This window comes from Bradyrhizobium sp. CSA112 (assembly GCF_029051645.1).
GTDB lineage: Bacteria > Pseudomonadota > Alphaproteobacteria > Rhizobiales > Xanthobacteraceae > Bradyrhizobium.
Genome location: NZ_JAACFS010000004.1, coordinates 177,338 through 198,367, shown reverse-complemented (window position 1 = coordinate 198,367; position 21,030 = coordinate 177,338). Strand labels below are relative to the sequence as shown.

General features: G+C 62.2%; 22 protein-coding genes. 11 read left to right on the top strand and 11 right to left on the bottom strand.

The window, feature by feature from the left end; all coding sequences use genetic code 11:
• Positions 1-15 precede the first annotated feature (15 nt).
• From GWE18_RS10930 to GWE18_RS10920, 3 genes are all read left to right on the top strand, one after another.
• Complete coding sequence (locus GWE18_RS10930) at positions 16-1,542, top strand: ABC-F family ATP-binding cassette domain-containing protein (protein WP_275185770.1); 1,527 nt, start codon at positions 16-18, stop codon at positions 1,540-1,542.
• A 112-nt stretch (positions 1,543-1,654) separates the two neighbouring features.
• Positions 1,655-3,124 carry a glycerol-3-phosphate dehydrogenase gene (locus GWE18_RS10925; protein ID WP_275185769.1) on the top strand — a complete coding sequence of 490 codons (1,470 nt, stop codon included), beginning with the start codon at positions 1,655-1,657 and terminating at the stop codon, positions 3,122-3,124.
• 14 nt (positions 3,125-3,138) lie between these two features.
• A complete protein-coding gene (locus GWE18_RS10920; RefSeq protein ID WP_275185768.1) occupies positions 3,139-4,155 on the top strand; it encodes an adenylate/guanylate cyclase domain-containing protein in 1,017 nt (338 codons plus the stop codon).
• A gap of 43 nt (positions 4,156-4,198) precedes the next feature.
• On the opposite strand, the gene GWE18_RS10915 is transcribed toward GWE18_RS10920, so the two are convergent.
• The 3 genes from GWE18_RS10915 to gcvA are packed head-to-tail and all read right to left on the bottom strand — an operon-like array spanning position 4,199 to position 6,476.
• The gene (locus tag GWE18_RS10915) at positions 4,199-5,518 is read right to left on the bottom strand and encodes a tetratricopeptide repeat protein (RefSeq protein WP_275185767.1); all 1,320 of its coding nucleotides are present in this window, start codon (positions 5,516-5,518) and stop codon (positions 4,199-4,201) included.
• A 35-nt stretch (positions 5,519-5,553) separates the two neighbouring features.
• Positions 5,554-5,823: a LysR substrate-binding domain-containing protein gene (locus tag GWE18_RS10910; RefSeq protein WP_275185766.1), complete on the bottom strand. Its 270-nt coding sequence runs from the start codon at positions 5,821-5,823 to the stop codon at positions 5,554-5,556.
• Positions 5,817-6,476: a transcriptional regulator GcvA gene (gcvA, locus tag GWE18_RS10905; RefSeq protein WP_275185765.1), complete on the bottom strand. Its 660-nt coding sequence runs from the start codon at positions 6,474-6,476 to the stop codon at positions 5,817-5,819. Before gcvA ends, GWE18_RS10910 begins: the two co-directional genes overlap by 7 nt.
• A 48-nt stretch (positions 6,477-6,524) precedes the next feature.
• Here gcvA and GWE18_RS10900 point away from each other — a divergent pair, with 48 nt between their 5' ends.
• A complete protein-coding gene (locus tag GWE18_RS10900) occupies positions 6,525-6,857 on the top strand; it encodes a DUF1127 domain-containing protein (protein ID WP_275185764.1) in 333 nt (110 codons plus the stop codon).
• Positions 6,858-6,867: 10 nt separating this feature from the next.
• Positions 6,868-7,566, top strand: a complete 699-nt coding sequence (locus tag GWE18_RS10895; protein WP_275185763.1) for a glutathione S-transferase family protein — start codon at positions 6,868-6,870, stop codon at positions 7,564-7,566.
• A gap of 6 nt (positions 7,567-7,572) precedes the next feature.
• Here GWE18_RS10895 and GWE18_RS10890 read toward each other — a convergent pair whose 3' ends face one another.
• Entirely contained in the window at positions 7,573-8,070 is a 498-nt protein-coding gene (locus GWE18_RS10890) for a heme-binding protein (RefSeq protein ID WP_275185762.1), read from the bottom strand.
• Between the two features lie 171 nt (positions 8,071-8,241).
• On the opposite strand from GWE18_RS10890, the gene GWE18_RS10885 reads away from it, so the two are divergent.
• Genes GWE18_RS10885 through GWE18_RS10875 form a run of 3 tightly spaced genes read left to right on the top strand, consistent with a single transcriptional unit; the run spans position 8,242 to position 11,152 of the window.
• Entirely contained in the window at positions 8,242-9,426 is a 1,185-nt protein-coding gene (locus GWE18_RS10885; RefSeq protein WP_275185761.1) for an ABC transporter ATP-binding protein, read from the top strand.
• Positions 9,423-10,337: an ABC transporter permease subunit gene (locus GWE18_RS10880; RefSeq protein WP_275185760.1), complete on the top strand. Its 915-nt coding sequence runs from the start codon at positions 9,423-9,425 to the stop codon at positions 10,335-10,337. The genes GWE18_RS10885 and GWE18_RS10880 overlap by 4 nt, the downstream gene beginning before the upstream one ends.
• Positions 10,337-11,152, top strand: coding sequence for an ABC transporter permease (locus tag GWE18_RS10875; RefSeq protein WP_275185759.1), 816 nt, complete (start codon positions 10,337-10,339; stop codon positions 11,150-11,152). The genes GWE18_RS10880 and GWE18_RS10875 overlap by 1 nt, the downstream gene beginning before the upstream one ends.
• A 138-nt stretch (positions 11,153-11,290) precedes the next feature.
• Here the strand turns inward: GWE18_RS10875 and GWE18_RS10870 are convergent, their stop codons facing one another.
• The 6 genes from GWE18_RS10870 to GWE18_RS10845 all read right to left on the bottom strand — a co-directional run bounded on the left by GWE18_RS10870 (position 11,291) and on the right by GWE18_RS10845 (position 17,534).
• Positions 11,291-12,142, bottom strand: coding sequence for a carbohydrate ABC transporter permease (locus GWE18_RS10870; protein ID WP_057851914.1), 852 nt, complete (start codon positions 12,140-12,142; stop codon positions 11,291-11,293).
• Positions 12,139-13,011, bottom strand: a complete 873-nt coding sequence (locus GWE18_RS10865; RefSeq protein ID WP_275185758.1) for a sugar ABC transporter permease — start codon at positions 13,009-13,011, stop codon at positions 12,139-12,141. The genes GWE18_RS10870 and GWE18_RS10865 overlap by 4 nt, the downstream gene beginning before the upstream one ends.
• Before the next feature lie 217 nt (positions 13,012-13,228).
• Positions 13,229-14,614 (bottom strand): ABC transporter substrate-binding protein, encoded by a 1,386-nt coding sequence (locus tag GWE18_RS10860; protein WP_057851916.1) that lies wholly within the window; start codon positions 14,612-14,614, stop codon positions 13,229-13,231.
• Between the two features lie 1,062 nt (positions 14,615-15,676).
• On the bottom strand, positions 15,677-16,879 hold the full coding sequence (locus tag GWE18_RS10855; protein WP_275185757.1) for a PHB depolymerase family esterase: 1,203 nt from the start codon (positions 16,877-16,879) through the stop codon (positions 15,677-15,679).
• 5 nt (positions 16,880-16,884) lie between these two features.
• Positions 16,885-17,304, bottom strand: coding sequence for a CopG family transcriptional regulator (locus GWE18_RS10850; protein ID WP_275185756.1), 420 nt, complete (start codon positions 17,302-17,304; stop codon positions 16,885-16,887).
• 98 nt (positions 17,305-17,402) lie between these two features.
• Positions 17,403-17,534: a hypothetical protein gene (locus GWE18_RS10845; protein ID WP_275185755.1), complete on the bottom strand. Its 132-nt coding sequence runs from the start codon at positions 17,532-17,534 to the stop codon at positions 17,403-17,405.
• A 132-nt stretch (positions 17,535-17,666) separates the two neighbouring features.
• Between GWE18_RS10845 and GWE18_RS10840 the strand changes: the two genes are divergently transcribed.
• The 3 genes from GWE18_RS10840 (at position 17,667) to GWE18_RS10825 (ending at position 19,004) form a co-directional block, all read left to right on the top strand.
• A complete protein-coding gene (locus GWE18_RS10840) occupies positions 17,667-18,077 on the top strand; it encodes a hypothetical protein (protein WP_275185754.1) in 411 nt (136 codons plus the stop codon).
• Positions 18,067-18,279: a hypothetical protein gene (locus GWE18_RS10835; protein WP_275185753.1), complete on the top strand. Its 213-nt coding sequence runs from the start codon at positions 18,067-18,069 to the stop codon at positions 18,277-18,279. The genes GWE18_RS10840 and GWE18_RS10835 overlap by 11 nt, the downstream gene beginning before the upstream one ends.
• A 239-nt stretch (positions 18,280-18,518) precedes the next feature.
• Entirely contained in the window at positions 18,519-19,004 is a 486-nt protein-coding gene (locus GWE18_RS10825; RefSeq protein ID WP_275185751.1) for a hypothetical protein, read from the top strand.
• A gap of 80 nt (positions 19,005-19,084) precedes the next feature.
• Here GWE18_RS10825 and GWE18_RS10820 read toward each other — a convergent pair whose 3' ends face one another.
• On the bottom strand, positions 19,085-21,010 hold the full coding sequence (locus GWE18_RS10820) for an AsmA family protein (protein WP_275185993.1): 1,926 nt from the start codon (positions 21,008-21,010) through the stop codon (positions 19,085-19,087).
• Positions 21,011-21,030: the final 20 nt, after the last annotated feature.

The window sequence follows — 21,030 nt, the reverse complement described above, 5'->3', positions numbered from 1 at the left end:
GACCAGGGAACGATCGTGACCCTTATCAATATTCGCAATCTTGGCGTGACGCTGAACGCTCCGCTGTTTTCCCGACTGGACCTTTCCGTCAATGCCGGTGACCGCATCGGGCTCGTCGCAGCCAATGGACGCGGCAAGTCGACGTTACTCCGCTGCATTGCCGGCATCTCGGAACCAAGCGATGGCGAGATCGCCAGATCGCGAGGGCTGACCATCGGCTATGTCGAGCAGGATGTGCCGTCCGCGCTCGCGGATACGCCATTCTATGCGGCGGTACTCGACATGCTTCCCGTTGAACGACGGGCAAGTGAAAGCTGGAGGGTCGACGTTGCGCTGGAATCGCTGGAAGTGCCCGAGGCGCTGCGGGAGAGGCCGCTGAAGCAACTGAGCGGAGGCTGGCAGCGGCTTGCCATGCTTGCCCGCATCGTGGTGGCCGAGGCCGATGTGCTGTTGCTCGACGAGCCGACCAATCACCTGGACCTCGCCAGGATTTGTCAGCTCGAAGCCTGGCTGAACGCGCTGCCACGGGATATGCCGGTTATGATATCGAGCCATGACCGCGCCTTTCTCGACGCAACCACGAACCGCACGGTATTTTTGCGGCCCGAGCGGTCACAAATATTTTCGCTGCCCTATACGCGGGCCCGCGCCGCGCTCAGCGAGGCGGATGCATCGGATGAACGGCGCTACCGGCGTGACCTGAAGGCTGCCGAGCAGCTTCGCCAGCACGCTGCAAAGCTCAACAATATCGGCGTCAATTCCGGTAGCGATCTTCTGTTGCAGAAGACGAAGCAACTGAAGCAGCGCGCCGAGAAGCTGGAAGATGCGGCAAAGCCTGCGCACCTGGAACGATCCGCCGGGACGATCAAGCTGGCCAACCGCGGAACGCATGCCAAAGTTCTGATTACGCTGGACGATGCCGACGTTGCGGCACCGGACAGAAGGTTGCTGTTCAAGACCGGCAAGCAGTTCATCTGCAAGGGAGACCGGATCGTGCTGTTGGGGCCGAACGGGGCTGGCAAGACCCGGTTCGTGGCGATGCTGCGTCAAGCGATCGAAAACCCGGTGCCCACGCAAGCCGGCATCAAGGTCTCGCAGTCGCTTGCGCTCGGCTATTGTGAACAGAATCTTGCCGATCTTTCCGATACCGATACGCCGATGCACACGATCGTCAGCAGCTTCGATGTCGGCGATCAGCGTGCGCGCGCATTGCTCGCCGGCTCAGGCGTGCCCGTTGCGATGCAGAGCCGTCCGATCGGCCGGCTTTCCGGCGGCCAGAAGGCGCGCCTCGGTATGCTCTTGCTGCGGCTTGCCCAGCCAAACTTCTATCTGCTCGATGAGCCGACCAATCACCTGGATATCGAGGGACAGGAGGCGCTGGAGGACGAATTGCTGGAGCATCAGGCGAACTGCCTGCTGGTTTCACACGACCGGAACTTTGTGCGAACGGTGGGAAACCGGTTCTGGCTGATCGAAAAAAAGAAGCTGGTAGAGCTGGAAGGACCAGAGCGCTTCTTCGCATCGATCGGCGCAACCGGCTAAGGATGGCTCCCCGGTTCTTGTCCGGACTTGATCCATTTCCAGGAGCGACATCCACTTTTGGCCATCATGACCTAGTGTAGTGAAGTCAGCTTCTCACCAGTAGCCCTTGCGTATGGCGGACTACGATCTCGCGATCATTGGCGGCGGGTTGAACGGCGTCAGCATCGCGCGCGACGCCGCCGGACGCGGCCTGCGCGTCATCCTGCTGGAGCAGGGCGATCTCGGTACGGGCGCCTCTTCGGCCTCGCCGCGGTTGATCCATGGCGATCTCGCTGATCTGGAGCGCCGGCATTTCCTTCGCGTCCGTTCAGCGCTCGCCGAGCGCGATATCTGGCTCAGGATCGCGCCGCATTTGGTGCGTCCGATGCGCTTTGCCATCCCCGCCCATTCGGACGAACGTACGGCTTGGCAGTTGCGCTCATGGCTGCTGTTGTACGACCGGCTGGCCTCGCGCAGCGGTCTGCCGCCCTCGGCCACCGTCGACGTCACGCATCATCCCGTCGGCAACGCGCTAAAGCGGCCGTTCGGTACCGCCTTCGAGTACTCCGACTGTGTCGTGGACGATTCCCGGCTGGTGATCCTCACCGCCGTCGATGCCGCGGCGCGCGGCGCCGTGATCCGCACCGGCGCGCGCTGCACCCGGGGCGAACGTGGCAGGGAGTGGCGACTGGTGACGATCGATCGCGGCTATCGCCAGGTGATCACGGCAAGGGCGGTCGCCAACGCCACAGGCGCCTGGACGCCGTCCGTCGCCGAGACGGTGTTGCGTACATCGCCGCCGAAGGTGGCCGCCGTGCAGATAAGCCAGATCGTCGTCCGCCGCCTGTTCGACAGCGACAACATCTATGTGTTCCAGAACAGCGACGGACGATTGATTTTCGCAAGTCCCTATGAGCGCGATTTTACCCTGATCGGCACCGCCAGCCATGCCTTCAAGGGCGATCCCGCCATCGTTGCGATGGCGGCCAGCGACGTCGCCTATCTCTGCGACGCGGCGAACCGCTATTTTCGCGAACAGATCGAGACCGTCGACGTGGTGCGTACGCTTTCCGGCGCCAACATGGTGCCGAGCCCCGCGGGCAGGCGACGTCAGCGCGACGGGACGATGACGCTCGATCACGGGCGCGGCAAGGCGCCGCTGATCACGGTTTTCGGCGGCGACGTCACGACCTCGCGGCTGCGCGCGGAGCGGGCGGTCTCCAAGCTGACGCCGTTCTATCCGATGTCGGCACGCTGGACCGCGACGGCACCGCTGCCCGGCGGCGATTTTGCCTGGGACCGCTTCGACAACGAGGTCGACGAAGTGCGCGAACGCTGGCGGTTTCTCGGCGAGGAAGAAGCAAAGCGCCTGGTCGCCGCCTACGGGTCGAAGGTCAAGGAGATCCTTGGCGACGCCAGGGAGCGCAGTGACCTCGGCCCGGCCTTTGGAGCGGAACTGACGGGCGCCGAGGTGCGCTACCTCATGCAAAAGGAATGGGCGCGCTTTCCGGACGACATCCTGTGGCGGCGCACGAAGCTTGGCCTCACCATGCCGCCCGCGGACCGCGACGCGCTGGCGACGTTCATGGCGGCGGCCATGTGAGGAAATGGATCGATATGCGGTACGCGATCTTGCCAACATTCTTCCTGGCAATAGGTGGCCTAATCGCAGGACTGGCCTACCGCTACCTCGTCAATGATCCGATCGAAGCTACGTTGCCAAACTATCTCCGGAGCAGCTTCCACGGAATGGGCATGACGCTGGCCGGATGGGGCGTTCATCTCTACTTCACGTCGCGCCGAAGTGAGTGGGTCAGCAGATGGCCGCTGCTGATGGATCTGGCGGTGCGCTCCGCGACCATGGCCGTCGTTGTCGCGAGCGTGGCGCTGGTCTTGCAAGTCGTACTATACTGGGAATGGATCGAGACCAAGTGGCTGATTGAACAGTTTCCCTTGATCGTTGCGATTGGCTTCGTCGGAGCTATGCTCGTCGGATCAGCCTTCGAGTTAACTCGGCTGGTCGGCAGCCGCGTGCTTTTCAATATAGCGCTCGGGCGATACCGAAGCCCGGTGCGGGAAGCCCGCGTGCTGATGTTCCTCGACCTGGCAGGCTCGACCTCGCTTGCCGAGTCGATGGGAGAATTGCGCGTGCAAGGCCTGCTCACCCGGTTCTTCTTCGACATCGACGGCGCGATCGTCGCGCATGGCGGCGAGGTTCACGCCTATGTCGGCGACGAGGTGATTGTGACGTGGCCGCTCGATGCCCGGATGTCGGAAGGACGCTGCATCGACTGCTTCTTTGCGATTGCCGACAGCATCGCGGAAAGGGCCGACTCATACCGGCAGGAGTTCGGCATAGTGCCGAGCTTCCGCGCCGGCCTGCATGCCGGTTATGTGGTGATCAGCGAGTGCGGCAGCTCACGCCGCCAGCTTGCCTATTTCGGCGATACGGTGAATGTGGCGGCACGGCTGCAGGAGCACTGCAAGGAGGCCGGTCGGAATTTGCTGGTGTCTGCCGACCTGTTGCGCCACATGAAGCTCAAGCCGACCTTCGCTATCGAAGGGCTTGGAGAGATTCGCTTGCGGGGCCGGGCCGCTGCCATCGAGGTATTTGCCGTCGAGCGGCGTATCTGATCTCTATCTCTCTGCAACCGGCGCAAGTTGTGAACCATCGCTATCAGTTTCTCTGGTTTCGCTCCGCCTGCCGCGACCACGCCTCGTCGCGTGCCGAAGGCCTGCGGTCGAGCCGGGCCGAGATGCATCGGGCCGCCTTGTCTCCTTGACCGGCGCGCAGGTATGCGACGATCAGCGTATCCTCCCACAATTCGCGCTGGGCGTGGCTGCCGCCAATCCGCGCGAGGTCAGCAAGGGCAGGTTCGAGCATGCGGATCGCGCCCGCATTGTCGCCTTCAGCAAATGCCCGAATGCCGCGGCAGAGGTCGATGGCGGCGCGGCCCGGCATCAGCTTGCCGTCGGCGTCGCGTGCTTCGAGTTGCGCCAGTCGAATATTCAGCGCATCGCTGCCGGTCATCGCCGTAGCCAGTGCAAAATGAACGTCGGCAAAATGCGCTCCCGCTTGCGGAAAGTACTTTTCGCCGTAGGCCGCAACGTCCCGCCAATGCGGCTCCAGTCCGATCTGGCCGGCCAGCGAAAGCCTCCACAACAGCGAGGCGCCGTCGGTGAAGATGTTCAGCGGCGGGTAGGGGCGGCCGGCCGGCTTGATATGCTGCTCGTAGATCGCAAGCGCGCCGTCGAGATCGCCGGCGTCGAGCGCGGTCAGCGCGACATGCCAGGCGAGGTGCCCATGCAGAAAACTCTGGCGGTCATGCGCGGGCATCCACTGCGACAGGAAGCTGCGGCCGGCGTCCATATCGCCCTGTTCGAACATCGCGTGCGAGAGGCCGTGCGCGGCATTGGCGTTGGCCGATCGCAACTCCATTGCACGTTCGGATAGCGCCCGACCGGTGGAGAGATTTCCCGCCTCGGTATGCGACCAGCCGAGATAGCTAATGAACCACCAGTCCTCGCCATAATGCGGCGCATGGCGCTCGCAGATCGCAAGCTTCGCTGCGTCGTGGTCGGCGCGTCCCGAAAAGGCATAAAGGCCGAATGCGCCGAGCAGCATCGACAACACCTGCGCGTCGCGGGGATATTCATCGAGATGGGATTCGGCGCCGCTGACGGCGAGTTTCGGCTTGCTCTCGATCACCGCGGCGATGATCTCGACATGATTCTTCTCGCGCGGCGTTGCGCTGGCGGCAAGCTCGCGGGCCTGTGCTGCCATGGCGCGCGCCTTGCCGCCTTCCATGTTGAGCTGATGCAGCCGCGCGCGGCCGATGTGCGCCAGCGCGAAGCCCCGGTCTTCAGCAATCGCCTTGTCGAAAGCGTCCTCGGCGCCGTGCCAGGCCGACAGCATGCAGTCAACGCCGTCGCGATAATGCGCCGCGGCTCGGTCCGAGGTGGTCGTCAGCGGCAGGTCATATCTGTCCCGGTTCATTTTCTTGTTCCGTTGAGGGGGTACTGGCATGGCAGCTAAGCCACTTTCGTTCCGAGTTTCTGCAAATGCCGATGGTCGTGCGCCGCTTCGGCCAGTAACCAATCCTGAAACAGCTTGATCTTGGGAAGGTCGGACGTGGCCTTCGGACAGACGATCCAATAGGTCCTGGAAAGCCGACTTGCATCCTTGAACGGCCGAACGAGGCGCCCGCAGATGAGGTCCCACGCTGCAAGCGTGGTGCGAGCGAGTGCTATTCCCTGGCCGTCGACCGCCGCATCGATAACCATGCTGGCGCGGTTCAACACCGACCCTGTGAAGGCTCTGCGTCCGCAACGCCGGCAACTTCGAGCCACCTTGTCCACGCCTTGCGATCGTCAAGGTGGAGCAGGGGAAACTTCACGACATCCGAAGGCCGGACTAAACGGTGACGCCCCACAAGGAGCTTGGGACTGCAGACGGCGAAGAGTTGCTCGGGAGACAGCCGTATCACGTCATGTCCCGGCCAGTTGCCGTCCCCGTGCCGGACGGCAAGATCGACATCCTCCCGTGCAAAGTCCACGTGGTGCATGGTCGCCGAAATTCGCAAATCGATTTCGGGATGGGATTCGGAAAAACGGCCGAGCCTGTGCACCAGCCACTTGGCCGCGAAGTCCGGCGAGGTGCTGACTGTCAGAACGCCCGAACTCTGGCGCTGCATCAAGCGCTCCGTGCCAACGGCGATACGGTCCAGTGCATCGCGCACGACGGTGAGGTAGTCGCGGCCTGCGCCGGTGATGACCAGGCGCTGGCGTTCGCGGTTGAACAGTTTGATGCCGAGCTCCACTTCCAGGGCCTTTACCTGATGGCTGACCGCGCCCTGCGTGACGCATAGTTCTTCGGCGGCGCGGGTGAAGCTCTCATGCCGCGCGGCGGCCTCGAAGGCCTTGAGCGCATTCAGCGGCGGCAGGCGGCGAAGCATGACCTGACCTTCATGAGAAAAACTCGGTCAGGCTAGAGAAACCATGCTTTGCGCGCAAGCCTTGCCTGGTTCTATTTTTCTGGCTTCTCGCCGGAGCCCGAAATCCTCCGGCGCATTCTGGAGCCATTAGTCATGTCAAATTACTCTCGGCAGGGATTGGCCTTGCCGCGCGAACCCGCCGGCATGCGGACCTTTCGTCAACAATCTGTCTCATCAAGTTCGGCTGGCGGTTGGTTGCGCACGCTGGAATTCTGGATCGACCGGAGCCGCCAACGAAAACAACTCGGCGAATTGGCCGAGTTGAACGACTATCTTCTCAAGGACATCGGTGTGTCCCGGGAGGAGGCATTGCGCGAAGCGGAAAAGCCGTTTTGGCGTTGAGGCGGCACCCATGATCGACGTCGTTGTCTACGGCTTTCCGGTCAGCACTTCCGTGAATATCGTCCGGCTCGTCCTGACCGAGAAGGGTGTGCCGTTCACATTCTTCGATCTGGAGCAGGAGATGGGTAGCTCACGCCATCTCGCGCTGCATCCGTTCAACCGCGTCCCGATTCTCGATCACGACGGGTTCGTACTCTACGAAACCTCCGCAATTGCAGCCTATATCGATCAGGCGTTCGACGGCCCGAAGCTTCAGCCCGACGACCTGCGAGAGCGGGCTCGGATGAACCAGTGGATCAGCTCGTTGAACAACTACTATTATCCCTACATTGCCTATCATCTCAGCCATGAGCGTTTGATCTATCCGGTTCTCGGTATCGCGCCGGACGAAAAAGTCGTTGCTGCGGCGCTGCCGAAGATCGCGATCGGCCTTGATGTCATGGAGAATGACCTCGATCCCGATCGCAAGTTCCTGGTCAATGACCGGCCAACGCTCGCCGACTTCTTCATGTTGCCGACGATGGCGAGCCTTAGCCTCACGCCGGAAGGACAGCAGATGCTCAGCGGCAAACCACGCATTGCAGCTTGGCGTGCGGCCATGGAGGCACTGCCGAGCGTTATGGCTGTGCGCGCGATGGTGATGCCTCACCTTGGAAAGCCCGTCGAGCACGCCCGCCGATGGGTGGCAGATCATCGGCCGAGATACTAGGCCTCGCTAGAAATCGAGCTTGTCGCGGATGGCGTCGATACCGGCCTTGGCGCAGGCTTCGTCTGCATCGCCTCCAGGGGCACCGGAGACGCCGACGGCACCGACGAGCGATCCGCCGGCCTCGACCGGCAATCCGCCTCCGATGATGACAGCGCCCGGCAGATCGCGGATTCCGGACTGCATCATCCCGGGCTGGCTATTGGCGACGAGCTCGGCTGTACTGGTGCGAAAGCTCACCGCCGTCCATGCTTTGCCCGAAGCGGTCGAAACTGTATGGGCGCCAGCAAAGCGGTCGCGGAGCAATACCTGCGTGACTCCGAACCGGTCGACGACGGCGACCGTCACCTGGAAGCCGCGTTTTCGGCAATCCGCCATTGTGGCGTGCGCCACATCGAGCGCCAGATCGGGGCTCAGCGACTTGTAGGTCACGAGCGCCTCTTCGGCGGGAGCGGAACTGGCGCACAGCGAAAGAATTGCCGCAGCCAGCAGATTCCGAACGGTCATGATGCTTCTCCGCAAACGTCTGTATACCGCGAGCAACGGCGCCCTTGTGAGACCCAGAACTTACCAGAGACGCCGGCAGCGGCACTCATAATATTGTGGCTGGTGTTGCGCTGCGGTTGAGTGGATCGCGTTCCACCGGTAGCGTGCAGCGACGACGGGGCTCACAGCGACATGACCGAAAGATCGCCTGATATCGACACGCCGAAGATCGATGCGGTGGCGGCACCGGCCAAGCCCGTGCCGCCGGCCGAAGAGATCCCGCTGCTCCGCATTCAGGGGGTCTCGAAGACGTTCGGCAGTTTCCCCGCCGTGGACCGCCTTTCGCTCGACATCAGGGCAGGCGAGTTCTTTGCGCTGCTCGGCCCGAGCGGCTGCGGCAAGACCACGCTGCTGCGGATGCTGGCCGGCTTCGAGACGCCCGACGAGGGCCGCATCCTGCTTGGCGGCCGCGACATCGCGCCGGTGCTGCCGCACGAGCGGCCCGTCAACATGATGTTTCAGAACTATGCGCTGTTCCCGCATCTTTCGGTGCGGGACAATATCGCGTTCGGGCTGAAGCGCGCGGGGATGGCGCGCGCTGCCATCGACACCCGCCTCGCCGAGATGGTGGCGCTGGTCAAGCTGGAGGGCATGGAGAAGCGTAAGCCGGACCAGCTTTCCGGCGGCCAGCGGCAGCGCGTGGCGCTGGCGCGCTCGCTGGCGCGGCGGCCCAAGGTCCTGTTGCTCGACGAGCCGCTGGCCGCGCTCGACAAGAAGCTGCGTGAGAGCACGCAACAGGAGTTGATGGAGCTGCAGCGCCGCCTCGGCATGACTTTCATCGTCGTCACCCACGACCAGGAAGAGGCGATGACGATGGCCAACAGAATCGGCGTCATGAATGCCGGCCGGCTCGAACAGGTCGCGACCCCCCGCGACCTTTACGAGGCGCCAGCCTCGCGCTGGGTCGCCGAGTTCGTCGGCGACGTCAACCTGTTCGACGGTGAAGTCACGTCGCACGAACATCATCGCCTGACCATTGCGACCCGGGACGGCGGAGCCATCGTGGTCGCGGTGCCGCGTCAGCTCGTCGCCAAGTCCCCGGTCTCGGTCGCGGTCCGTCCCGAGAAGGTAAGGCTGTCGCGCCCCGGCCCGGTGTCGGACGCGGCCAATGCGCAGCCGATCAACCGGCTCGAAGGCGTCGTCACCGACGTCGGTTATCTCGGCGGCTCGTCCGTCTACAAGGTCAAGCTCGATTCCGGCGCGGTAGTGCGCTCGTCGATGGCCAATACCGCGCGGCTCGATATCGATACCCTTGGCGCTGGCCAGCGCGTGGTGGCGTGGTTCACGCCGGATGATTGCGTGGTGCTGGAACAATGAGCACGCGCCGCATCTTCGCCCAGCCGGCACGCTATGCCGCCATCGCACCATATCTGTGGATGGTGCTGTTCTTCCTGGTGCCGTTCGGCTTCGTGCTGAAGATCAGCCTGTCGCAGACCGCGATCGCGCAGCCGCCCTATGTGCCGGTGTTCGATTTCGCCGAAGGATGGGCGGCGATCAACGCGGCCTTCGCGCAGCTCTCGATGGATAATTTCAGGCTGCTGGTCTCGGACAATCTCTACCTCAGCTCCTATTTGCGCAGCCTCATCGTAGCTGTCGCGTCAACATTGATCCTGCTGTTGATCGGCTACCCCATCGCCTATGGCATGGCGCGGCTGCCGCAACGCTGGCAGGCGATTGCGATGATGCTGGTGATCGTGCCGTTCTGGACCTCGTTCCTGATCCGCATCTATGCCTGGATCAATATCCTGCAGCACGACGGCCTGCTCAACACGGTGTTGCTCGCATTGCATCTGGTCTCGGCGCCGGTGGTGTGGCTCTCGACCGATACCGCGATGTATATCGGCATCGTCTATTCCTATCTGCCGTTCATGATCCTGCCGCTCTACGCGACGCTCTCCAAGATGGATCCCGCGCTCCTGGAAGCCGCAAGCGATCTCGGCGCGTCGCCGCAGCAGGCGTTCTGGCTGGTGACGTTCCCGCTGTCCCTGCCGGGCGTCGGCGCCGGCGCGCTTTTGTGCTTCATCCCGATCGTCGGCGAGTTCGTGATCCCCGATCTGTTGGCCGGGTCCGGCTCGATGATGATCGGCCAGACGCTGTGGCTGGAATTCTTCACCAACAAGGACTGGCCGGTCGCTGCCGCCGCCGCCGTCGCATTGCTGGTGCTGCTGGTGCTGCCGCTACTGCTTTACGACCGGCTGCAGCGCCGCACCCTGGAGGGCGGACGCTGATGGCCCGCAAGGTCAACAGGCTGTCGCCATTCAACGTCACCGCGCTCGCGCTCGGGGTGGCGTTCCTGTACCTGCCGATCATGATCCTCGTCATCTATTCCTTCAACGCCTCGCGGCTGGTCACGGTGTGGGGCGGCTGGTCGCTGCGCTGGTATCAGGAGTTCTTCAACGACCGCGCCATGCTGGATGCGGCCTGGATGAGCCTTCGTGTCGCCGCGGTGTCGGCCACGATCGCAACGCTGCTCGGCACGCTGGCGGCCGTCGGGCTGGTCCGCGGCGAGCGTTTCAGGGGCCGGTCGCTGTTTTCCGGCATGCTCTATGCGCCGCTGGTGATGCCGGAGGTGATCTCGGGGCTTTCTCTGCTGCTGCTGTTCGTGGCGCTCAACGCCGAACGCGGCTTCTGGACGGTGACGATCGCCCACACCACACTGACCATGTGCTTCGTTACCGTGGTGGTGCAGTCGCGTCTCGCCTCGCTCGACCGTAGTCTCGAAGAGGCGGCGATGGATCTCGGCTGCGATCCGGTGCAGGCGTTTCTCTCGGTGACCTTGCCGCTGATCATCCCGGCGATCGCCGCCGGCTGGATGCTGGCGTTCACGCTCTCGCTCGACGATGTCGTGATCGCAAGTTTCACGACGGGGCCCGGTTCGGCGACGCTGCCGATCCGGATCTATTCCGAAGTGCGGCTGGGCGTGAAGCCCGAGATCAACGCGATCTGCACCATGGTGATCGCGCTGATCGCGGTGGTGATCGTGATCGCTTCGCTCGCCTCGAAGCTGTCGAGCGCGAAGGCCGAGAGCGCGGCGCCGCTATAGTAGCCCGGTCATTCCGGGGCGATGTGAAACATCGAACTATGGGGCGCCCTTGCGCCCCTGAGAATCTCGAGATTCCCCGGTGCGCAATTGCGCACCTGAGGTCTGGTGCTAGCGCACCATCCCGGAATGACGGCACAATCACGACTTCACCGCGCCGGCCGTCAGCCCGCCCACCATGTAGCGCTTGAACGCGTAATAGATCGCGGCCGGCGGCAGCGCGTAGATGAAGCCGGTGGTCATCAAGAGTTCCCACGGCGAGTCGTCCGCGGCCAGGAAGTTGCCGAGCGCGACGGGGAGCGTGATCTCGGTGTCCTTCGAGAGCAGCAGGAAGGCGTAGAGATATTCGTTCCAGGCGAGCAGGATCGCATAGGTGCCGATCGCGACCAGCGAGGGCATCATCAAGGGCACATAGACCAGGCGGAACAATTGCAGCGTGGTGGCGCCGTCCATGGTGGCGGCCTCGTCGAGCTCGACCGGCAGCTTGTCGGAGGCCTGCTTCAAGACCCAGATCGCGTAAGGCGAGGCGATCGTCACCATCGCGAGAATCAGCGACCAGTGATTGTTGAGCAGGCCGTAATTGCCCATGGTCCGGTACATCGGCACGGCGAGGAAGGCCGCCGGGATGAAGTAGGTGAACAGCGCCAGATTCATCACCCAGCGGCCGCCGGGGACGCGCAGCCGCGAGATCGAGAACGCGGCCGCGGTCGCGATCATCAACGTCAGTGCGCCCGCCGAAAGCGCGATCACCACCGAATTGAAGAACTGGATCCAGAAATCGCGCAGGAAGTAGTGCTCCTGGTAGAACACGATCTTGAAATTGTTCAGCGTCGGATGCGTGGGCCAGAGTTTTCCCGAGAACGCGTCTTCCTTCGGGGAGATCGCGAACAGGAACATGTGGTAGATCGGCACCAGCGTCCAGATGAGCACGGGGATGCCGATCAAGAGCAGTTTTGCTTCGGTGCCGATTTCGCGGAGGGTGGGCAGCTTCATCGCGACAACCGTTTCATCATGAAATAGACCAGCGGCAGCACGAACGGCAGCGCGCAGACGATGGAGGCCATCGCGAGCGAGAGCTGATCGAGCCGGAGATAGCGGATACCGAGCGTGGCCAGCACGTGGGTGAGGTCGGCGGGGCCGCCTCCGGTGAGCAGATAGACGCTGTTGAAATCGCCGAGCGTCCAGATCATCGAGAGCAGCGTGCAGGTGACGTAGAGCGTTTGCATCGACGGCCAGGTGATGTAGCGGAATTTCTGCGACCAGCTCGCGCCGTCGACCTCGGCAGCTTCATAGAGATCGTGCGAGATCGCAAGCCGCCCGGTCATCAGGATCAGCGTCCAGAACGGCAGCGATTTCCAGATGTGCACGCCGATCGCCATGGCGAGCGCCACCGTCGGATCGTTCAGCCAGTTCGGGCCGTCCTCGGCGGTGAACTTGAAGATCAACTGGTTGATCACGCCCCATTCGGGATTGAACATGAAGCGCACGGAGAGGATGGTCGGGATCGACGGCACCGCCCAGGGCAGGATGAACAGCACCGACAGCCATTTGATCCAGGTGCGCTGCTGCGCGAAGAAGCCGGACAAAAACAGCGCGATCGCCATCTTGAGATTGATGCCGACGAGCAGGAAGATCAGCGTGTTGACGGCAGCACGCGCGAAGATCGGGTCGTGATAGAGCGCGACATAGCTCGCCGGATGCCGCGCCAGCCACAGCCCGTAGCCGACGGGATAGACCACGAAGGCCAGGAACACGAGGATATAGGGCGCGAGCAGCACGATGCCCCAGACCTGCGGTGTGGTCAGCCGGGCTGAGAGCGGCGGGCTTGCTATTGCGTGATCGCCCGAAAGCGTGATTGCCATACGTTTACTCTTGGAACGGGATGCCGGCCGCAGCTACGCCGTCGTCCCTGCGAAAGCAGGGACCCATAACCACAGGCCGTTGTTGTTGCGCAAGGCCGTCGACCGGGGCATTTTTCAAAAGCGGCCGCCGCGGCGTATGGCTCCCTGCTCCGTGCGCAACGGCGCACTAGGCAGGGACGACGAAGACCATACTCTCGCGGCGGTCGGCATCGTTACATCAACCCGCGACCTGCTTGATGCGGGCGATCAGTTCGTCGACGGCCTTGTCGACCGGAACCTTCTCGCTCACCACGCGGTTCATCGCCTTGGCCCAGACGTTCTCGTTGTTCAGGATCGTGAACTTCCAGTTCTTGGTGAAGTCGAACGGCGTGGTGCCGCCGGTGAACTGATTGTACACAGCCTTGCGATGGCGGTCAGCTTGCCAGAACGGGCTCTGCTGGCTGGCTGATGTCACCGGGAACCAGCGGCCGAGCGCGCCCTCGATATAGGGCCGCACGTTCTCTTCCTGCAGCAGGAATTTGATGAATTCCTTGCCCTCGGCCTTGTTCTTGGCGACCGTGAACATCAAGCCGGTCTTGACGTCCGAGCGGTACTTGATCGGCGTGCCGTCCGGCTTGTTGGGGAACGACGCGGTGATGATGGTCTCGTCATAGTTCTTCTTGCCGAGCGCGCGCTGTTCCGGCGTCAGCGCCGGGTTGTTGGCGTCGTCGAGCCATTTCGCCGCGATCGAGATCGTGAAGTTGTGCGTCATCACGATCGTCTTGTTGTGGAAAGCGACGTTGTTGTCCGGATCCTTCCAAGTGGTGGAGGAGGGTGGCGTGCAGCCCTTGATGTAGGTGTCGGTGTAATCCTTCATCGCCTTGATCAGGTTCTCGCGCACCTTGGGATCGTCAACCGTAAGCTTGCCGTCGTCATCAACCAGCTTGACGTTGTAGGCGTCCATGAAGGTGTAGAACGACTGGAACGAGTCGGTGGATTCAACGCCCATCGGCTGGCCGACGGCGTAGACGCGCTGGCCGGTGGCCTTGCGGATCGCCGGCTGCACCTTGTTGCACCAGAACGACCAGTAGTCTTCCCATTTGGTCGGGATGTCGCTCTGCTTGAAGCCGGCCTGCTCCAGCATGTCCTGCCAGATCTGGACGTGCATGCTCTGCTGCTTCAGCGGAAAGCCGTAATAGGCCTTCTTCTTGGCGACGTCGTTATAGAGCAGCGCGGTTTCCAGCGTGTTCGGCGCGAACGCGGACTTCATCGGCAGCAGGATGTCGCCGAGATCCTCGAGCTTGCCCTCATAGGCCCATTTGCCCTGCGCCTGCACGTCATAGCTGTCGGAATAGGCGACATCGGGCACGGTGCCGGAATCCAGCGCCGCCACCGTCTTCGGGATCATGTCCTGAATGGCGTATTGCGACAGTTCGACCTTGATGCCGGTCTTGGCCTCGAACTTCTTGATCGCCTCCAAAAGTGCGTCGTCCTCGGACTTGTAAAAGCCCTTGCCGAACCAGACGGTGATGGTTTTTTGCTGGGCCAGCGCGGGTGCGGTGGCGTAAAACAGCCCGACGGCTGCGACCGCGAGTGAAAGCCCACCTAGTTTCTTGGATATCACGTTGTTCTCCCTGAAAACGCCGGCTTGTTAACCGGTTGGATAAAACACTTAGCCCATGCGCGCGACGCGATCCAGATGGGGCAAGGCAGACTTCTGTAGGGGGACATTCCGGGCGCAAATGCGGCAAACCACACGGTTGCGCCTCGGCATTTGGTTCAATCATTTTGGTTCAATCATTTGCGCCCTCGGATACCGAAAGCCGGGGGAGAACGGCGCGAACCCGCGATCTCGCGGCGCGATGCGCCCGAGGCTTGACCGAAGCTCTCGCCCAACGAGGGCGCAGGGAAGACCGGGTGCGCGCTGCACCCGCGGTCTCGTGTGCAATGTGCACAAAGAAGTGCGCACACGAGCATACAGGTCCAGCGGAGAGCATCCGGCCTTCCCTGCGCAATGGCTTTACGGCTTATGCCGTGCTCTCCCCGGAGACGAATTCCTCTTGCCTCCGTCATCGACGAATTAGCGGTCGATCGAAACCCGGTTGGGCTCGAACAACCTCCGCCGATTTAGCACCAGCCACGGGTGCCAGGACCACACGGTTTTGCCGTACGCAGCTTCCTTCACCAAACCATTCGACCAGCCATATGCGACCAGCCAAAGTTTTGGCGGAGGCGTTCAAGCGCCGTTCGTCTACACGCTGTCGATCGCTCACGGAAAACCGCCCTGCGAACATGCCTGCGCGCCCAACGCTGCCGCGTCCACCGCATCCCATCCCAACGTTTCGTGACGATCGCGATACGCCCCTCGTTCAAGGGGATGAGGTGCGGGAGTTATGGGGGTGATTTGGGGGAAACGGGAAGGGGAATATTTTTTTTGGCGAGGACTGGACGAGTGAAATCAGGTTGATTTGGTTGAGCAAATTAGTTTTTTGGCGCAACGGGTCTGGGGTCGAAAACGCAGCAAGCGTAGCCCGCATGAGCGCATGCAATATGCGGGATCAAAGATAACGTCCCAGATGTTGCACGCTTGCTGCTTCCGGCGCAAAGCGGACATTTGGCGGCCGGGCGATGTCGTCTCAGTGCCCAACAGGCGACATCGCGAGATCGGCCGCCGACTGAGGCGGCCTTACTCCTCTGGGAGCGAATGCTCGAGAAAAAAACGAAGCATTTCCCTTGTTGCGTCCGGTCCTCGCGGATCAGTGTAGGACCCCGCAGGGCTGCCTCCGGACCATGCGTGTCCGGCTCCGTGGATATTCCAGTGCTCCAACATTCCGCGTCCGCTCGCGTCGCTCAGGATCGTTCGGGTATAGGCATGCCCTCCGGGTACTTTCCCGCGATGCACCTTCTTTTGTGTGCTCATCGCTCTCACAGATTGTTCAAGAATTTGACCGCCATTGTTTGGGTGCACGGTAGCGTCGCGATCGCCGTGGAAAACAATGGTTGGGACAGGTGGCCGGTCACCTAAGATTGCCTTGAGATCGGACCCGCCTTGTCGCATCGCGACAAGCGCAGAGGGAAGGTCGGTGGCAACTCCGCACGCGAGGCCAGAATGTATACCGATTGCCGCGTACAGATCGTTGTATGTCGCTCCCATGATAGCCGCGGCGGCAGCTCCGGCCGACAGTCCACCCACGTAGACGCGCTTTCGATCAACCAAATAGTCATCCATGATTTGGCGAGTGATGCCTGCGATAAGCGAGGGTTCGCCCCTGCCTCGCTGCTGGTCGGCTGTGCGAAACCAGTTCCAGCATTTCGCCTGATTTGCCTGGCTGGGCTGAGCCGGATAGACCACGAAGCAATTCTGTTCCTCCGCGAGAAAGTTCATCCTCGTGCCGGCGGCGAAATCATCCGGCGACTGAGTACAGCCGTGAAGCATGACGACCAAGGGAAGCGGCTGCTCCCGATAGCGGCTCGGGATGAAGAGCCTGTAGGCACGGCTTCCCGCGGGACTGCTGTACGTCCTTTCAATGAACCGGGCGCCCTCCGGCACGATGTCCGGCGTGGACAGCGGGGCGCGCTTCATCACACCCCGCAGTTCGATCCCAGAGCGCGCCTCTTTGCGATCCAGTAACGCGCGGGGCATGCGCGGTTGTGCGGAGGGGGCTGGCTCTAATTTCGGATGACTATCGGTCTTCTCCTCAACAGCATCGGCCTTCGCGTCAATGATGAGCGGTTTGCGTCCTGGAAGAGCGATGCGACCGTCGGTATCCGATGACGCGTCTGGCGCGCTCTCGCCGCGAAGCATGCGCTGAAGGAGCGCGGTGGCCTCAACGAGTTGGCCCGCGCGCGTGAGGCGTGTCGCCTCCCGAATTATGTCCTGGTTCAGCATCGCCTTCACCGTGTCCTGTCGGCGAGGGCGGCCTTCACGGCTGGACTGGCATGCAATGCGCCCAGCACGGAGACTGAGGCAATGGTGGCGCGAGCAAGCTCAGGCGTGACGTCTTGGGCGATGCTGGCAAGGCCCAGAACATTGATGTGCAGCATCTCACCCGCTCGCCGCACGGCTTCGAGGTCCTCGCGGCTGTAGTTTCGCAGTCCGAGGTCCAGACTTTTTCGGACCGTTGACTGCTTTACGACGTCGGCATGACGTTCGAGTTGGTTCCGGATCGCTGTTCGAATGAAATCGGTGCGGTTCGAGTAGAACCCTTCCTGAACCATCAGATCGACGTGACCAAGGTCGACATAACCAAGATTGATCGTGATTTTCTCTGTTTCAGGCGGCTTGGGTCGAAGTTCCCGGACGTTAGTTGCCATAATTGCACCATCCATATAGCGTCTGTATGGATGGTATATGGATGGCCCAGATATCGTTTCAAGGGCTTGCTTATCTTGATGATGCAACAGCCGACCGTTCAGAACGAATTCGCCAACTCAATCTCCGCCTTCAGCACCGCAATCCGTCGCTCGGCTTCCCTGGCCGTCAAATCCTTCTCGAACAGTTTTGGCTGGTAGGTGCGGAGCGTTGCCAGTTGGCGGGGTGTCATTCGGGGCGTCCACCTGGTCGGGTAGGCGGGACATCGGGCAGCTCCAAAGAATCTTTGCTCGGGAGCCGACTCTTAACTTGAAATTTGTTCTTTATTTGTTCTTTATGGAGTTCAACCCTAGCGAGGTGGCCCATGGACAACAAATTGAATGAAATTCGTAGAAAAATCAGGTTCTTGCGGGCGGAGATGCTGAGTGCGGAGGATAATATCCGCAAACAGATCAACCGGGATGAGGACTGCTCGGCAGCCGCTGTTCACCTGATGTCCATGCGGGTCACCATGGTCGGCCTGATCAGCGAGCGGAACCGGCTCGGCGGCGAAGAACGGCTGCTCAACGTCGATGAGCGGCTAAAGCTGGACGTTCGCGCGGTCTGCAGGAAGCCTTCGAACGGGGCGCCGATGCGTTTTCCAGCGAAAGCCAGCCCCGGACTTGATCCGGGGTGGGGACCGGTTCGCGTCAAGGAAACGCGTCAAATCAAGAATCTAGAGCCCCGTTCCGATTTTATCGGAACGGAAAAGGCTCGAGGCCGCCGTGAGCGATGACCCGATTCAATCGCTGCGCCAACGGATCGTCGAACTGGACAAGCTCATGCGTCAGCTCGATCACTCCGGATTGGACAATGCGCGGGCGCAGCTCCTGCTCGCGCGCATGCGAGCGGAGCTGAAAGACTTCATCGACAGGGGCCAGCTATGTCCGGACCGCTCAGATGGTACGACCCCAACGCGGACAACCCGCCATGGATAAAAGCCCTGGCGGAGGTGCGCATCCGGGCGACGCGGGAAGGCTGGTGCCACGCCCACGTCCAGGCGATCATCGTTGCAATCGATCAGTATGCCGAAGCGGCGCTGGGTAACCGGAGTTACTTTCTCAACAAGCCGTATGGTGTCGGGGGTAGTCGGAGCAATGACGTCCCGTGATCGTCTGCTCAGCGCGCTTATGATTTCGACTCAGTGAATTGAGCGTGACAGTTTAGAGGGGGTTGCATGCTTGAGCGATGCGGTTACAGGGCGGCGCTTTATCTTTCAGCTTTGATAGTGGTCTTGAATTGCGGCTTTTTCCTATATTCGCAGTGGTATTTGCCACACCTCAGCTACGGCAGTGCGTTTCAAGGCCTGGAAGCGTTGATAATTTTGATAGGCCTTTGGCTGCTGAGCAGGATTGCGCGATACGCCGGCGCAGCATTGTATATTTTCTTTGCAGGGACTGTCGTCTTCGCGCTGTGGAGCTTTGCCAAACCAATGCACGTCGGCGTCGTCTGGGCGATTACGATGGCGGTCCTAAGCCTGGCTGCCGCATCGATTCTCATCTTCTCAAAGCCGTTCGCAAGAGAATTTGCTGCTGAGCGTGAAAAACGACCTCCATATAAGAAGTATCTCCTTCACGCATTCACCTTCGTGATCGTCTTTGCGGCAGCAGCCGCCACACTGATCGATATCGTCAGTCTTGTCCAACTAGCCCGTGGCATGTAGCTCGCATTCGCAGGGCGATATGCGGGAGACAAATCCCGGATGTCGCTGCCGCTCATCGGGGCTACGCGACCGCGACCAGGCTAGTTCGCCTTCGCCCCAGCCGCCCCATCCGCCGCCGCCGGCCTCGGTCCGCCACCCGTAAACCGCTCGATCACCGAGCGCACCGCATCGCGCGTCTTGCGGTCTTTCACGGCGTCCAGCAGCGGCGCTGCGCCCGGCGAGCGGCGGATCAGGCTTTCGGGATCGGGAAACACCAGCGGATCGTCCCATGGGCCCTGCACCACGAAGGGCAGTTCAAAGCCCTTGTCGCCGCTGCCGGCGGCTGAGGTCAGGCTGGCGACGCCCTTGAGGTCGTATTCGCGGCTCGGCACCGAGGCGGTGCCGGTCAGGGTCAGGCGCGTCGTCGGTCCGTCGACGCGGATATCCTCGACGGTGGCGATGCCGTCGTTGAACCGCACCGAAACCGAGAGATTGTCGTAAGGCGTCGAACCGCTGCGGAAGTTGCCGCCGCCGGACAACGGCCGCCGCTCCAGCCGCTTCAGGAGTTGCTCGACATTGAAGCCTGCGATCGCGCCATCATGACCGGTCATCGTCGCCGTGCCGTCGAGCGAGGAGGCGAGCCCGAACGGGCTCGCGCCCGACGCCACCAGCGAGAGGCCGAGATTGCCGCGGCCGGACAGTTTGGTGATGCCGAACAATTCATTGGCGCAGGCCTGCAGATCGACATCGGTGAACTGCAACTGCGCCTTGACGTCGGCCACCGTGTCCAGGCGCGCGATCCCGAACGACCCCTTGGCAATGCCGCCATACATCTGCGCTTCGCCGACCGAGAGCGCCAGCGCACCGCCGCGCAGGTTGGCGCCAAGGGCAGTGCGGCCGAGCTTGGTTCCGCCGACCGTCACCCGCGCCGCCGACAGGCGCATGTCGAGGTCGGTGGCGGAAAGCGACGTCAGGTCGAACAATTGCCTGTTCCAGTCGCGCGCGCCGCTCGCCAGCAGGCGGAAGGTCGAGATGTAGGGCGTGAAATCCAGCGCGCCGGCCGCCAGCGTTGCCTGCAGCGTCTGGCGGCCGTTATTGGCAACCGTCATCACGCCTTCGGCAACATTGCCGTCGAGCTCGACATTCACGTTCGTGAGCGCAACCGAGGCGCCGACGACATTGGCGCGGGCCCTCAACGCGAACCGGCCGAAGCCGCCGCTGCCGGGCACCGCCTGTCCCATCCAGCGCAGCGCATTGCGCAGCGACAGGCTGTCAGCGGTCACCGTGCCTTCCATCATCAGGCTGGTGCGGTTGGCGACCGAGCCGTCGAACGCGAGCTTGACGGGCGCGCTGACCAGCCGCGCTTTCAGGCCCGAGCGGTCGCGCGACAGCATCGCAACGAAGTCGCTGGCCGAGATCGATCCGTCCACGCGCTCGCCGCGCCAGTCGAACTGTCCGGTCGCCGCGAACGAGCGCGAAATCGACGGCCATGCCAGCGAGAGATCGATATCGCCAAGCTGCTCTTTGACGTTGTTGGTGGCGTCCTCGTATTTGATCACGCCGTCCTGAATTCGGATTTCAGAGAACGAGACCTGGTTCTCGGCGCCGGGCTTCATTGTGCGCGCGATCCGTTCGATGAACGGTGTCCAGTTGCTCTCGCCGCCCGCTTCCCTGACGACGCGGATGTGCGGCCGCAGCATCATGACATCTGCGATTTCAAAGCGGCGCAGCAACAGCGGCAGCAGGCGCAGGTTCGCGGTCAGCACATCGACCTGCAGCGCGGGGTCGGTGGTGCCGCCGCCCTTCAGCCCGACATTGTGAAAGGAAACGTAGCTCCCCGGAAACACCGAAACGTCGATCGCGCCTGACACGACCAGATCGAGCCCGGTGACCGCGCGGATCTGCGCCTCAACCGCCTGCCGCAGCGCGTCGCGGTTGAGGAACCAGGAGGTGCCGATCAGGGCGAGCACGGCCACGCCAAACAGCGCCGCGATCGGCATCCCGAGGCGCTTCATTCCTTGGGCCATCGTCAATGACATATCCGGAT

Bases quoted from the DNA above. Each gene is read 5' to 3' on its own strand.
- GWE18_RS10875 (WP_275185759.1), top strand. From the start codon at position 10,337: ATGGCCCGCAAGGTCAACAGGCTGTCGCCATTCAACGTCACCGCGCTC.
- GWE18_RS10825 (WP_275185751.1), top strand. From the start codon at position 18,519: ATGCTTGAGCGATGCGGTTACAGGGCGGCGCTTTATCTTTCAGCTTTG.
- GWE18_RS10840 (WP_275185754.1), top strand. From the start codon at position 17,667: ATGGACAACAAATTGAATGAAATTCGTAGAAAAATCAGGTTCTTGCGG.
- GWE18_RS10865 (WP_275185758.1), bottom strand. From the start codon at position 13,011: ATGGCAATCACGCTTTCGGGCGATCACGCAATAGCAAGCCCGCCGCTC.
- GWE18_RS10925 (WP_275185769.1), top strand. From the start codon at position 1,655: ATGGCGGACTACGATCTCGCGATCATTGGCGGCGGGTTGAACGGCGTC.
- GWE18_RS10895 (WP_275185763.1), top strand. From the start codon at position 6,868: ATGATCGACGTCGTTGTCTACGGCTTTCCGGTCAGCACTTCCGTGAAT.
- gcvA (WP_275185765.1), bottom strand. From the start codon at position 6,476: ATGCTTCGCCGCCTGCCGCCGCTGAATGCGCTCAAGGCCTTCGAGGCC.
- GWE18_RS10915 (WP_275185767.1), bottom strand. From the start codon at position 5,518: ATGAACCGGGACAGATATGACCTGCCGCTGACGACCACCTCGGACCGA.
- GWE18_RS10820 (WP_275185993.1), bottom strand. From the start codon at position 21,010: ATGGCCCAAGGAATGAAGCGCCTCGGGATGCCGATCGCGGCGCTGTTT.
- GWE18_RS10885 (WP_275185761.1), top strand. From the start codon at position 8,242: ATGACCGAAAGATCGCCTGATATCGACACGCCGAAGATCGATGCGGTG.
- GWE18_RS10855 (WP_275185757.1), bottom strand. From the start codon at position 16,879: ATGCTGAACCAGGACATAATTCGGGAGGCGACACGCCTCACGCGCGCG.
- GWE18_RS10880 (WP_275185760.1), top strand. From the start codon at position 9,423: ATGAGCACGCGCCGCATCTTCGCCCAGCCGGCACGCTATGCCGCCATC.
- GWE18_RS10870 (WP_057851914.1), bottom strand. From the start codon at position 12,142: ATGAAGCTGCCCACCCTCCGCGAAATCGGCACCGAAGCAAAACTGCTC.
- GWE18_RS10920 (WP_275185768.1), top strand. From the start codon at position 3,139: ATGCGGTACGCGATCTTGCCAACATTCTTCCTGGCAATAGGTGGCCTA.
- GWE18_RS10850 (WP_275185756.1), bottom strand. From the start codon at position 17,304: ATGGCAACTAACGTCCGGGAACTTCGACCCAAGCCGCCTGAAACAGAG.
- GWE18_RS10890 (WP_275185762.1), bottom strand. From the start codon at position 8,070: ATGACCGTTCGGAATCTGCTGGCTGCGGCAATTCTTTCGCTGTGCGCC.
- GWE18_RS10845 (WP_275185755.1), bottom strand. From the start codon at position 17,534: ATGACACCCCGCCAACTGGCAACGCTCCGCACCTACCAGCCAAAACTG.